This is a genomic window from Bacteroidota bacterium (assembly GCA_016722375.1).
Taxonomy (GTDB): Bacteria; Bacteroidota; Bacteroidia; order Chitinophagales; family LD1; genus Bog-950.
The window spans coordinates 1-13,586 of record JADKJG010000012.1; the positions used below are offsets into that span (position 1 = coordinate 1).

Annotated in this window: 12 protein-coding genes and 1 pseudogene; 10 read left to right on the forward strand and 3 right to left on the reverse strand. The window is 42.2% G+C overall.

The features are described 5' to 3' along the window. Positions 1-336: 336 nt before the first annotated feature. From IPP77_14960 to IPP77_14975, 4 genes are read left to right on the forward strand one after another with little or no spacing between them, the layout of a single operon-like run. Positions 337-531: a hypothetical protein gene (locus IPP77_14960; GenBank protein MBL0310912.1), complete on the forward strand. Its 195-nt coding sequence runs from the start codon at positions 337-339 to the stop codon at positions 529-531. Further along, a complete protein-coding gene (locus tag IPP77_14965; GenBank protein ID MBL0310913.1) occupies positions 528-1,031 on the forward strand; it encodes a hypothetical protein in 504 nt (167 codons plus the stop codon). The genes IPP77_14960 and IPP77_14965 overlap by 4 nt, the downstream gene beginning before the upstream one ends. Next, positions 992-1,537 (forward strand): hypothetical protein, encoded by a 546-nt coding sequence (locus tag IPP77_14970; protein MBL0310914.1) that lies wholly within the window; start codon positions 992-994, stop codon positions 1,535-1,537. The genes IPP77_14965 and IPP77_14970 overlap by 40 nt, the downstream gene beginning before the upstream one ends. Further along, positions 1,474-2,442 (forward strand): hypothetical protein, encoded by a 969-nt coding sequence (locus IPP77_14975; GenBank protein ID MBL0310915.1) that lies wholly within the window; start codon positions 1,474-1,476, stop codon positions 2,440-2,442. Before IPP77_14970 ends, IPP77_14975 begins: the two co-directional genes overlap by 64 nt. 16 nt (positions 2,443-2,458) lie before the next feature. Here IPP77_14975 and IPP77_14980 read toward each other — a convergent pair whose 3' ends face one another. The 3 genes and pseudogenes from IPP77_14980 to hemW all read right to left on the reverse strand — a co-directional run bounded on the left by IPP77_14980 (position 2,459) and on the right by hemW (position 6,054). Then, entirely contained in the window at positions 2,459-3,598 is a 1,140-nt protein-coding gene (locus IPP77_14980; GenBank protein ID MBL0310916.1) for a cystathionine gamma-synthase, read from the reverse strand. 28 nt (positions 3,599-3,626) lie between these two features. Further along, a pseudogene (locus tag IPP77_14985) lies at positions 3,627-4,864 on the reverse strand (DUF1015 domain-containing protein). A gap of 47 nt (positions 4,865-4,911) precedes the next feature. Then, positions 4,912-6,054 carry a radical SAM family heme chaperone HemW gene (hemW, locus tag IPP77_14990; GenBank protein MBL0310917.1) on the reverse strand — a complete coding sequence of 381 codons (1,143 nt, stop codon included), beginning with the start codon at positions 6,052-6,054 and terminating at the stop codon, positions 4,912-4,914. 72 nt (positions 6,055-6,126) lie between these two features. On the opposite strand from hemW, the gene IPP77_14995 reads away from it, so the two are divergent. From IPP77_14995 to IPP77_15020, 6 genes are all read left to right on the forward strand, one after another. Continuing rightward, entirely contained in the window at positions 6,127-7,899 is a 1,773-nt protein-coding gene (locus IPP77_14995; GenBank protein ID MBL0310918.1) for a BamA/TamA family outer membrane protein, read from the forward strand. A 4-nt stretch (positions 7,900-7,903) separates the two neighbouring features. Then, positions 7,904-8,776, forward strand: coding sequence for a DUF4271 domain-containing protein (locus IPP77_15000; protein MBL0310919.1), 873 nt, complete (start codon positions 7,904-7,906; stop codon positions 8,774-8,776). 217 nt (positions 8,777-8,993) lie between these two features. Then, on the forward strand, positions 8,994-9,866 hold the full coding sequence (locus IPP77_15005) for a uroporphyrinogen-III synthase (protein MBL0310920.1): 873 nt from the start codon (positions 8,994-8,996) through the stop codon (positions 9,864-9,866). A 301-nt stretch (positions 9,867-10,167) separates the two neighbouring features. Beyond that, positions 10,168-11,367: a squalene synthase gene (locus IPP77_15010; protein MBL0310921.1), complete on the forward strand. Its 1,200-nt coding sequence runs from the start codon at positions 10,168-10,170 to the stop codon at positions 11,365-11,367. An 8-nt stretch (positions 11,368-11,375) separates the two neighbouring features. After that, entirely contained in the window at positions 11,376-12,746 is a 1,371-nt protein-coding gene (locus IPP77_15015) for an FAD-dependent monooxygenase (protein MBL0310922.1), read from the forward strand. A gap of 187 nt (positions 12,747-12,933) precedes the next feature. Beyond that, complete coding sequence (locus IPP77_15020; protein ID MBL0310923.1) at positions 12,934-13,569, forward strand: TetR/AcrR family transcriptional regulator; 636 nt, start codon at positions 12,934-12,936, stop codon at positions 13,567-13,569. Positions 13,570-13,586 lie beyond the last annotated feature (17 nt).

Genomic DNA, 13,586 nt, shown 5'->3' on the forward strand with positions numbered 1-13,586 from the left:
CTTACCTTATTGTTAAGGTGACTAATGACGATAAAATTCTCACCAAGAAAGTGTTTGTAGGCAGGTAGTTTACAGTCCTTTCCAAGTTTTCCTTTTTGCAAAAAGGGTCTGGCTGTTTGGCCAGACCCTTTTTTTTACTTTTTTCACCGCCTAGATTTTCTTGTTTCAAGACAGATTGCTTATTTTTACGTAAGAGTAAGGAGTGATTTGATGGATACAGTCTTGAGGATGTCATGCTATGGCATTATTTGCGTAAAGAAATTACATTTAAGTCTTGATTTATGGATACTTAGAGCCGGAGCACGAAGCAATAAGGCCGCTAAATTGCAGTAGCAGATGAAGAAATTTTTATTGATTGCTTTAGTTTTTTCGGGTTTAGCATTGGTGTTGGATGCCTGTAGAAAACCGTCCAAGCCCATTCTTCCTGAAGAATTGGTTCTTCGGGATCGTGCGCTTCCGGTTGGGGCAACAGGATTAGAAATTGATTTTGCCGCATCTGATTTCACAACCGGGATTTGGTTTTTAATATGATAGGAAGTACGCCAAACGTAAAGGTTGGCGACATATTAGTGAGCGGAGAAGGCGATGGCTATATCCGGAGAGTTACTGCTATTAGCGTCAACGGTAGTGTATATACTATCACTACCACTCAGGCAACCTTAGAGGATGTGTTCATTCAGGGGCATCTGGTGTTCGACTTTGATTTGAACTTTCTCAAAACCGGTAAAAACCTCGGATTGATTGACTCCGTACTGGCAAGGACTCTTTATAAGGATGCCTCGCTTTCGGTGGTGCTTTCAGCGCAACTTCAGTATGCACCTACATTTCATTATGATTTTTGGTTTGATACAGCGGGCATTGCTTCATGTGATATCACTGCAACCAATGCTAGCTATTCATCGAGCGCTTCGGTGAAAGTGACCGCCACGCAAGCGGCATCATTACTTAATAGAACAGACACGCTCCGCAAATACAATAAAATTTATCGTTCTTGGAATTTGGTAAACGGTTATCCACCCCGGTGGTGGTGAGACTGGATTTAAGTTGGGTGGCTGAATATTCTGTGGTCACAGAATCTACAGTATCTAGTACTTATACGTTCTCTGGTGTTGGCCCCCAAACATTGGGTGCTAAATATGAAGGCGGGCCTTGGAAGAGTACCTATACTTTCAATCCTAATCAAAATACCTCTACTTCACAGGCTCCCGGTGTGGACGATGTAGAGGTTAAAGTGACTTGCCGTCCGGTGTTGGCATTTAAAATTATGGGAGTACCCGGTCCGCATGTTACCGTTGGTTTAAAATCGGAAGTGGCAGGCAGATTAGCCAACGCAACGGGCGATTGGGATTTGACGGCAGAAAGTTGGCATGAGACGAGCCAGAAAATTTCAGGAACCATTTTCGGAAAAAATGTCCCCGACTTAGCTGAAGAAATATGGGAAACAAATAAAGTTGGCTTTAGCACACCAATACCTTGGCAGAGATTTCGGGAAATAATCAACGCGCCTTTGAAGGTCAGCCTCTGCCCAATCCGATAAAAGTAAAAGTAACCGATTCAAAAGGCTTGGCAGTCAAAGGGGTTCCGGTTCATTTTGAACTCGCGGCCAATCACGGAACGGCAACTCCGGCTACGGTATATACGGATGTAAATGGATTTGCTCAAACTAACTGGACATTGGGTAGTCGTTTAGCGCCGGTACAACACATGGATGTCAGCGCCCGTAGAGGCGACCTAAGCGAAATTATTTCTTCACCGATCGGTTTTACGGCGATTATAGATACTCCTATTACGTGTACCACCATGATAGATAAGGACGGCAATAGTTATCCTGGGTTAATCATTGGCGGCAGATGTTGGGATACCAGAAATCTAACGAGCACAAAATATGGTGTAAGTGGAAACCCACCAATCACGCAGGTTCAGGACAGTTCTGCTTGGGTACTTGCCAGTCAGTTGGGAACCGAAGCATGGTGCAACTTTCAGAGCGATCCGGCTTATGGTGTGCGCAATGGAAAATTATATAACTGGTATGCTGTTAATAATGCCAACGTGTGTCCCGTAGGTTGGCATGTCCCTACTAGAACCGAGTATCAAGCCATGTTTGATTCTCTCGGAGGCAATGCCGCGGCCAGCAAAAAAATAAAGATGAACGTGCTCTATCCTAATAATGCGTCCGTACCGGATACCGGTTGGGGTCTGGCAACTACTCAACCGCCGTTAGACGCCAATAATATCAGCGGTTTCTCGGCTGCTTCGGTTGGATCAAGAAGCGAAATCTCGATTTATTCAGCTACGGATTATCAAGACACCTACTTCTGGACTTCAAGCCCGGTGAATGCGAATACAGCATACGCCGTTGAGTTGAAAAGAGGAATTTCGAGCGTAACTTTTGTTACAAGACCAAAAGGACGAGGCTACTCAGTTCGCTGTATTAAAAACTAGCGGAACAGGTTTCTATTTAGCCCAAAGCCTGTTTCAAGTCTTCCAGCAAATCTTCCACATCTTCAACCCCCACACTGAGGCGCAAGAGATTATCTACCACTCCCACTCTTTCTCTTTCTTCTTTTGGTATAGAAGCATGGGTCATAGTTACGGGATGATTCACCAAAGATTCTACTCCTCCTAAGGATTCGGCAAGAGCGAACACTTTGAAAGAAGAAGCGATACGGAAGGTTTCTTCGATCGAAGTATCTTTAAAAACAATGGAAATCATACCTCCGAAATCCTTCATTTGTTTTTTGGCAATCTCGTGATTCGGATGATCCGGGAAACCGGGCCAGTACACCTTGGAGATTTTGGGATGAGTTTTGAGATATTCGGCAATGATTTTCCCGTTGTAGCAATGACGCTCCATGCGCAAGTGTAAAGTCTTGATGCCGCGCAGCACAAGAAAGGAATCCATAGGGCCGGGTGTGGCACCGCAGGAGTTGTGAATGAAGGCCAGTTGCTCATACAGTTTATCATCATTCATCACCAACGCACCCATCACTACATCGCTATGTCCGCCCAAATATTTGGTAACTGAATGCATCACGATGTCTGCTCCTAAAAGCAAAGGGTTTTGAAGATAAGGAGATGCAAAAGTATTGTCCACCGCGAGGAGTATTTTATTCTCCTTCGCGATTTGAGCCGTTCCAGCAATATCAATAATCTGCATCGTTGGATTGGTGGGGGTCTCTACCCAAATCAGTTTGGTGTTCTGGTTGACCTGCACCCGAATCTTCGACAGATTCGTCATATCAATGAAATGAAACTTGATACCATAGTTAGCGAAGACCTTGGTAAACATGCGATAAGATCCACCATATAAATCATCACCGGTAATGACCTCATCCCCAGGGCGCAGCAGTTTCATTACGGCATCGGTAGCCGCCATTCCGCTGCTGAAACAAAGTCCATGTTTTCCTTCTTCCAAAGCAGCAATGTTTTTTTCCAACGCCACACGTGTAGGATTCTTGCCACGCGCATAAGCATAGCCCTTATGTTTTCCGGGAGATTCCTGCACAAAGGTGGTGGTTTGATAAATAGGAGTCATGATGGCTCCGGTAGCGGGATCAGGCTCTAAGCCCGCGTGAATAGCTTTGGTTCCGAATTTCATAATTAAAAATTGAGTGGCGAATGTAATTTTAAAATAAATGCGTGAACAAACCATCGCGCAATTTAGGCTCGAACCAGGTAGATTTTGGTGGCATCACCTGCCCGCTGTCGGCTATGTCTATCAGTTGTTGAATAGAAACAGGATAAAGCGCAAAGGCTACTTTCATCTCGCCGTTGTTCACTCTTCTTTCCAATTCATCTAATCCGCGAATGCCGCCGACAAAGTCAATGCGCTTATCGGTGCGCGGGTCTTTGATTCCTAAAAGCGGACTCAAAATATTATCCTGAAGAATGGTGATATCCAACACTCCGATGGGATCGTTTGTATAAACTCCGTCCTTCGGTTTCAGTTGATACCAGTTGTTGTCGAGATACATGTCTATTTCATGCAACGCCGCAGGTTTGCTTTTTGATTTTTTCAAAATGGTAAATTTCTCTTCTATACTCTTCAGCAGTTGTTCGGAAGTCAAACCGTTTAAATCTTTCACCAAACGGTTATAATCCATGATGGCCAAATGGTCGGAGGGGAAAAGAACGGAAAGAAAGTAGTTGTATTCTTCTTTGCCGGTATGATGGGGATTTGCTTCGCGCATTTTCATTCCAACCTTTGCCGCCGAAGCAGTGCGATGATGACCGTCGGCGATGTAGGTGAAAGGAATTTCCTTTTCAAAGGTGGCTATGATTTGGTGGATGGTTTCTTTATTGTCTATTAACCAAACGGTATGGTGAATTTTATCTTCCGAGTCGAAATCATAAATCGGACTCTGCTCTGCAATCACTTCATTGATCAGCGCACTGACTGTTGCATTTTTGGGGTAGGTGAGGAAAATAGGGCCGACATGCGCCTGCACCGCCTGCATGTGTTCCATGCGGTCTTGTTCTTTTTCGGGCCTAGTGAATTCATGTTTTTTAATCACATCATTAAAGTAATCATCAATGGAAGAGCAAGCCACCAGCCCCACCTGTACCCTTTGCCCCATGACTTGCGCATATATATAGAGACAGGGTTCTTTATCCTGAATCAGAATACCCTCCTTTTGCATCTTGTCCAGATTCTCTTTTGCCTTGCGGTAAACTTCGGGTGCGTGTTCATCTACCGAAGTGGGCAAATCGATCTCTGCTTCACCACGTGCAAAAAGGAATAAGGATTGCCTTCAGCCATTTTGCGAGCTTCGGAAGAGTTCATCACATCGTACGGAAGAGAAGCGACCTGACCGACAAAATTTTTGTCGGGTCGAACCGCTTTAAAAGGTTTTAGAATAGCCATATCGTTTTGTTATGGTGGCAAACATGGTAAAACTTAGAGAAATTATTTCAGGAAATGAAAAGTGATGCCGCAATTTTATCAGCGAACAGTTTGCCTGCATCCGTCAAAGTCAGGATCGAATTATTTAAAGAATAAAGCGAGGCATCTAGCTTTTTTATCTCCTGCCTAATAGAATCAGTAATAGCTGATTGGTGTTCCTTCGATACAAATTCAAAGCCCGAGATATTTAATCCCCAAATTGTTCTGAGCGAAGTCATGATATGTTCATTCACTTTTTGGGCCTCGGTGAGCAGTTCTAGTTCATGCGGAATTTTGCCATTCCTTATACTGTTGATGTATTGAATGTTGTTAGGAATGTTCCATTGCCGCGACATCTCATTAAACGAATGAGCCGAGGGACCCAATCCCAGATACTTTTTCCCAAACCAATAGTTGGAGTTGTGGACGGCATATTTCTTGTCCTTGGCAAAGTTGGATATCTCATACTGCTCATAACCGGCTTTTCTCATTTCCTCCATGAGAGTTTGGAACTGTCGTGCTGACTGTTCCTCATCCACCGGTGTGGCTATCCCTTTTTTGATTTTATTCTCCAGAGTGGTTTTGGCTTCTACCGTCAGGGCATAAGAAGAAATATGTGGAATGTTTAAATCAAATGTCTTTTCGAGATTTTGATGCCATCGCTCATCATTCAAGGTGGGCGTTCCATAAATCAGATCAATGGTGATGTTTTCAAAACCAGCATCCTGTACTCGACGGATGGAAGAAAGTGCCTCTTCGCTATTATGGACGCGATTCATATAATCCAAATCTTCATCGAAAAAAGATTGTACCCCAATCGAAAAGCGATTTAACCCCAAACTCTTTAAGGAGCCGAACTCCTTGATTTTCGCTAAACTTAAATCATCTGGATTGGCTTCGATGGTGAACTCTTGAAGGGAAGAAATATCATGATGCCGTTCAATCTCGCGGATAATAGATGCCATTTCTAGATGACTGAGCAATGAAGGAGTGCCTCCTCCAAAGTAAATAGTCTCTATTTTTTCTTGATCGAGATAATCCTTGCTAAGTGCTATCTCGCGATGCAGGGATTCCAGAAACCTTTCCTTATTGGAAAGTGAAGTGCTGAAATAGAAATTGCAATAGCTGCAGGCCTGTTTACAAAAAGGAATATGAATGTAGATACCTGCCACAGGGCACAAAAGTATTAGGATAGTGCTGAAATGAAATAGAAAGCGGGCAATAGCGTTATTTTCGTTTGACTCATGCGAGGCATTTTTGCTATTCTGTTACTACTAAATCTGAGCCAGGCTTTTGGTCAGGGTGAGTATTCTTTGAATGTAGTATCAGCAGACCAATCTGATGGCTTTTTCAAAAAACAGTTTTCTTATAAAGTCCATTTCAAAGATTCCTTACAAGCAAAACAAGAGGCTGTTAGCTTGCTGAATAAAATTAGGACTTTGGGGTATGTTGCGGCATCTATTGATAGTATGCATATAGACAGCCTCCAAGTATCTGCCTACCTATATATAGGAGAGAGGTTTCAAAATGCCTACATAGAAAACGGGAACGCTGATCTTTCTCTTTTGTCGGGTGCCGGAGTGAAAGGATATGTAACAGCCGGGCGCCCCATATCGGTTGCGCAGATTGAAAAGATGAAGGCAAACATTCTGAGTGAATGTGAAAACAGCGGCTACCCCTTTGCTTCGGTCCAATTGGATAGTTTTCAATTGGAGCAAGATGGTTTTTCAGCCAAACTGTTCATCGAGAAGAATGAACAGATTCGTTATGACACTCTTAAAATATTAGGGAAAACAAAAACCAAGTATGTATTTCTAAAGAATTACCTCGGCATCAAAATAGGAAAGCCCTATAATGAAAGCAACATCCAGCGGATTCATCAACGACTGCGTGAGTTGCAGTTTGTCGAAGCCATTCAACCGCATACTGTAGAATTCCTGAACGGCAAAGCACGAATCAATTTGTTTCTGAAAGACAAACGGTCCAGTCAATTCGATTTCCTCCTGGGCTTTTTGCCGGGGTCTTCCGGACAAAAGCTTCTAATAACTGGCGATGCCCGCCTTCACCTGTTTAGTTTGTTTGGTGTCGGCGAGGAGTTTTTTTTCAAATGGCAGAAACTGCAACCCAAAACCCAGACACTAGACATCAAATTTGTGTATCCATATTTGATTGGTTTGCCTTTGGGTATCAATGCCGTTTTTCAACTTTACAAAAAAGATACAGCCTTTGTAGATATAGCCGGCGATTATGGAATTCAATATCAAATTATCGGGAGTAATTACCTGAAAGCATCACTGAAACAAAAGACCACCATCATTACCTATGTGGACACAGCCTATATTAAAGCCAACAAGAGACTTCCCAATAATCTCGATGTCAGCTCTAATGAATTTGCCTTACAATATTTTCTTCAGAAACTGGATTATCGGTTTAACCCTACCTCCGGCTATCAGTTGACGGTCGAGGGCTCTGCTGGAGCCAGAAAAATCAAAAAGAATAATACCGTAGCCAACTTGCCCGACGAATCTTCAGGAAGGAACTTTAGCTATCTGTATGACACCATTAAATTGAAGACATTTCAATTTCGTATAGGATTGGCTATTGAAAAGTATTGGAGGTTGGCATCCAGACATACCATCAAAACTTCTTTCGATGGCAAGTATTTGTACGCCCCGACAATTTTCTTTAATGAAAAATACCGGCTGGGCGGCATGAACTCATTGCGCGGATTTGATGATCAATCTATTTTTACCCCCTATTATGCTATGGCCAATCTGGAATACCGGTTTCTGCTTTCGAAGAATTCTTACTTTAGTACGTTCTTCAATGCAGCGATGGTCGAAGATGCTCGGGCCGGCAAAGGTCCGTTTGATTTTCCGTTCGGATTTGGCGCTGGTGGAGCAATAGAAACAAAAGTAGGACTCTTTGGAATTACTTATGCTATGGGAAAACAATTAGACAATAAGCTTTCTTTCAAGTCGGGGAAAATTCATTTCGGATACGTCAATTATTTTTAGCCGCTTGAAAATATTTCTCCTTTCTCTTTTTATGGGTTGTGTGTTTTTTGCCAATGCTCAAACTACTTTGACCATCTCACCGCCAGAGGTCTCAGACTCCATGCAGGTGGACTCGAATCATTTAGATTCGATCCTAAATCAGCAATATGTTGATTTAGCAAACGAAAGGTCGTCTTGGCTTCAGTCAGAGAAAGACCATCTGGCCGATGTGCAACAGGTGATGCAGCCGAGAAAAAATATCGGGATAGTAATCATACTACTGATAGGACTCTCTGCTATTACCTATCTAAAGATTGCTTTTGGAAAGCAATTAGAGGAACTGTTTCAATCGCTAATAAACTTCAACATTGCGCAGCAGATTTTCAGAACGAAATCAGAAGAACTCACGATGTCTTCTATTATCCTCCATGCAAATTTTATTATCGTATCTGCCCTGTTCGCATATTTTATTTTAACCGGTGAAGCACAGCAAAGTAATTCCCAATACTATTCAGCCATTGCATTTTTGATTTTTTTATTCACATTATTTTATCTCGCCAAGATATTTTTGTTGAAGTTTATTGGAATCGTCTTTGAGCTAAAAAATGAAACCGACGAATATATTTTTCACTTCACCACTATTTCAAAAACATTAGGACTGACGCTGTTCCCTGCTCTTTTTGTTTTAGTGTTTGCACCAAAACATTTTATAAAAGTGGTGATGATATTATCAGCAATTATTTTTGCTGCCTTTTTCTTCCTGCTGCTTTTAAGAGGGTTATCCACAGCAGGAAAAATCTTGTATAGAAATATCTATCACTTTATTGTTTACGTTTGTGTTGTGGAAGTATCAATGATGTTTCTACTTTTCAAATTGTTAACCAAAACAATTAACTAACCATGGCAACAAAAAAGAAAGCCGCCAAAAAAGCCGCAAAAAAGCCTGCTAAAAAAGCAGTAAAAAAAGCGGTTAAGAAAGCGGTTAAGAAGACAGCAAAAAAAAAGTAATTAAAAAAGCTGCTTCGAAAAAACCAGCCGCCGGAAAAACTTCTTCCAAGAAGTTGACCAAGAGCGGTACAACGTCCAACAGTAGTAGCGCTCTCAAAAAGGCTGATGTGAGATCACCTGAAAGGAGCGCTACTTCTTTTTCCCCCAAGTCGGTTGCTACAAAATCGGCTATGGTAATTCCTCACCGACCGGAAAAAAACTACGCCAGTTTTATCTCCGACGACCCTAAGACCAAAATAAAACAGATTCTGGTAGCTCAACCAAAACCCGAAGGTCCGAGGTCGGCTTACTTTGATTTAGAAGCCAAGTACAAAGTTAAATTCACCTTCCTGCCTTTTGTAACTGTGGAGGGAGTGTCGGGAAAGGAATTCAGAAAACAAAGAATTACTTTAAACGAATACAGTGGAATTATTTTTACTAGCCGTAATTCGATTGACCATTTCTTTCGTATTTGTGAAGAGTTGCGGGTACGCATGAGTCAGGAAACAAAATTTTTCTGCACCTCCGAAGCCATTGCTCTTTATCTTCAGAAATACACGCAATACAGAAAGCGAAAAGTATTTTTCGGCGATGCCAACAATAATAAAGAGTTGCGCACCTTGTTGATGAAGCATCGGGACACCACTAGGTTCCTTTATATCTGCGCCGAAATGCGCAAGGATGAAATCACCAGCTTTATGACTGCCAATAAATTTAATTACGTAGAAGGCGTCATGTACCGGACGGTACCTAATCTCCTAAAGCCCTTGGATATTTCAAAATTCAACATGCTTATTTTGTTCAGTCCTACCGGTATTCATTCGCTCTATCATAGTTTTCCAAAATTTAAACAGGATAAACTAAAGATTGCCGCCTACGGAACTACTACTGCTGATGCTATCATAAGCAAAGAATTAAAATTTCATGTGATGGCTCCCCTCGGTAGGGACACTACTATAATTACAGCACTTGAAAATTATTTGAAAGAAGCGAATAAGTAATTTCTTTAGAACCATTTTCAATTACCAATTGTGTAGTCGCTAGGTCTATCGAAGCGACATACACGAATTTTGCAAAGCTGCATACATCTTGAGCCAAGCGGTACACATTTTGTACTTGACAAGGGAGCCTGCTCCCTTGTTGTATTGGCCTCGAGCGTTTCGTCATCGGAGCTTTTTTGTTTTACAGTTTATTAACCCCACCATCAAAATTATATTGGAAATACCGAAAAACTCCGCTTTCTTTGCGTAAATCAAAGAATCAGGTTGTTTAGAATAATTGAAGCAATCTAAAAATCCCGTTATGGTAGGAGACCTTTTAAAATCTGCACATAAGCCTTTTGAGATTCTGGCCATGCTCAAGGTCAAGTTTGGTGACTATGCTATCAAGAGCAATGAAGAGCCTTTGGATGTCTTGGCACTGAAGCAAGGTGATCGTGATTTTTGTTACTCAGCTTTGAATGAGGTTTCACGCTCTTTTGCCATCGTTATCCAGCAACTACCAAAAGAACTCCGCGATCCGGTTTGTATTTTCTATTTAGTGCTTCGCGGGTTAGATTCGGTGGAAGATGATATGACCTATCCGGCAGAGAAAAGATTAGCTCTGTTACGTGAATTCTATGTTAAGTGTGATGAATCCGGATGGAAAATAGAGGGGGTTGGTGATTCTAAAAACTATCGGATTCTGCTTTCAAATTTTGATAAAATCATCCGTGTGCTCAAATCCTTGGACAAAGGTTATCGCGATGTCATATTGGATATCTGCCGGAAGATGGGTGAAGGGATGGCGGACTATGCAGAGCGCAAAGTGGTTACGCTCGATGATTATGACGAATACTGCTATTATGTTGCGGGTTTGGTAGGAATTGGTTTGTCGAGTTTGTTTTCAGCCTCCGGCTTAGAATCAGACGAATTGAAAGAAAGAACAGAGTTGTCAAACTCTATGGGTCTATTGTTGCAGAAAACGAATATCTCTCGCGACTATTATGAAGACCTTAGCTTAGGACGTGCATTTTGGCCCAAAGAGATTTGGGGAAAATATACCAGTCGCTTGGAGGAACTGGCTAAAAACCCTACTTCAATTGAATCACTTGCCTGTATCAACGAATTAGTCACCGATGCCTTGCAATATGTTTCCAATTGTGTGGTTTATCTCCACATGTTGAGGGACCCTCAGATATTCCGTTTCTGTGCCATTCCACAAGTCATGGCCTTAGCAACGCTTGCCAAAATTTATAATAACCCAGACGTTTATACGGAAGTAGTAAAAATCAGAAAAGGATTGGCAGCTAAAATGATGGTCTATACAAATAGTATGGAAGTGGTACATCGCACCATCAACACCTTTGTTTTAGAAATTGAAAAGAAACTAGACAAACAGGATCCAAATCACGATAAGACTCAGTTTTTGTTGGAAGAGATAAAAAAATCTTTAGATGCGGTAAGATACTCGCCGCGCCACATTCCGCCTAGAAAGACGATTGAAGAAACCGTTTTGTTTTAAGATTAAATATGAATAGTAAAAACCAATATGATGTCTGCATTATCGGTGCGGGCGTTGCCGGTGGCGTGTTAGCCGCCTATCTGGGACAGCATAATATCCGCGTTGCAGTGGTAGAAAAAAGCCTGAAAGAGCAGGATCGTATTATAGGTGAATTATTGCAACCCGGAGGAGTTATCAAACTCCGAGAAATGGGTTTAGAACATCTCCTCGAAGGCTTCGATGCTCAACCGGTAGAAGGATATGCCCTGTTTCTGGATGGCAAAAATTTCAGAGTATCCTATCCTCCCAATGAAAATGGCCGTGGTTTTCGCAATGGGAAATTTGTTCAGAAGATTCGGGAGCACATCAAGTCACTTCCATCGGTTACGGTAATAGAGGGAACAGTGACCCATGTGATGGAAGAAGGAAATATTATCACCGGTATTTCTTACACCGATGCAGCAACTAAAGAAGAAAAAACAATCCATGCTGCCTTAACCGTAGTATGTGATGGCATGTTTTCCATATTCCGTGAGCGACTGTCTGCCAATGTGAAAAAGGTGAGTAGCTATTTTCTCGGTCTGATTTTGAAGGATGCCAACATGCCCTATAAGAACCACGGGCACGTGATTGTGGCAAAACCCTCCCCTTGTTTGGCATATCCGGTAACCTCTACCGAAACAAGAGTATTGATTGATTTCCCGGATAAAGAACCGCCAAAGAAAAGCCCTGAACTGGTGGCTTTTCTGCGTGACCAGATGGGGCCCCAGATGCCGAAGGAACTTCAACCCTCATTCTATGCAGCCGTGGAAGAAGGGAAATTTAAAGTAATGCCGAATCACTTAATACCTGCTACGCCCAAATTAACACAAGGTGCTGTGCTGATCGGTGATTCGTTGAATATGCGCCATCCACTAACCGGTGGCGGGATGACGGCGGCCTTCACAGACATTCTGTCTCTCGGCAATAAACTAATCGCCCTGAAAAAATTCGACAAGCCTTCGGAAGTTACAGAGACGGTACGTTCATTTTACGCCACTCGTCATCAACAAAACGCTACGATTAACATCCTGGCTGATGCACTTTACGGAGTGATGAGTAATGAAGATTTAAAAAAAGCCTGTTATGACTATTTGAGTCGAGGTGGTAGTTATTCGGGTGAGCCGATTTCCATTTTAGCAGCCGTTTCGCGCGATCAGAAACTATTGACTCGTCATTTCTTTGCAGTGGCCATGTTTGGAGCCGGCAATATTTTAAAACCTTTTCCCACTCCTAAAAAGGTGGTTCGCTCTTTTAATATGATCCGTTCGGCGGTTCGAATTATCAGACCTTTGGCAGAGAATGAACGGCCTAGTCGGATGATGAGAACCGCGTTGAATTTCTCTAAGTTCCTGTTTTAGAGCTAGGGAATAGTCTTCCTAAAATAACCTTCCTACAATGTTATTGTGTGCTGTAGCTCTGCACGGTATTTCTTTCATTGGATGGATACTCTGTAGTTCAAAATTCGATATGGCTCTACCTTCTGTCTTCCTTTTAATCATTTGATTAAATCAAATGGATAATTATATATTTGCCGCCGAAATGGCTATAGTTAAAAAGAAGCCGATAAAAAAGTTGGCTGATGCTTCGACAGAGGAGCGCATTAAGGAAGCTGCGCGAAAATTATTCACCCAAAAGGGCTATGAAGCCACCCGTACACGCGAGATCGCTGAAGAGGCAGGGATGAATTTGGCCTTGCTCAACTATTATTTCCGCAGCAAGGAAAAACTCTTTGATATCATCATGCAGGAAAACCTCCAGCACTTCATGAAGGGCGTTTACATCATTAGCCATGATGAGACCACCACCTGGCAGGAAAAAATAGAAAAGTTAGTGGCCTACTATATTGATATGCTGGTAGTCCAACCAGACATTCCCTTGTTTGTTATTAATGAAATCAGAAACAACCCGGAGAAGTTTGCCAACATGATTCATTCAAAAGCGCATCTCATGGATTCGCCTTTTATGAAACAATTATTGGCGGGAATAAAGAAGGGGGAAATTATCAAAGTGAACCCCATGCACCTAATGGCCAATATTATGGGACTGACGGTATTCCCATTTCTCTCTGCTCCGCTGTTAAAGCTCGTGGGCAAGATGAACCAAAAGCAATTCACCGAATTGATGCAGGAGCGGAAAAAATTAGTGCCCATCTGGCTGTATAAAATGATGAAAGCAAATTAGGCGCAGCATGAAAACGA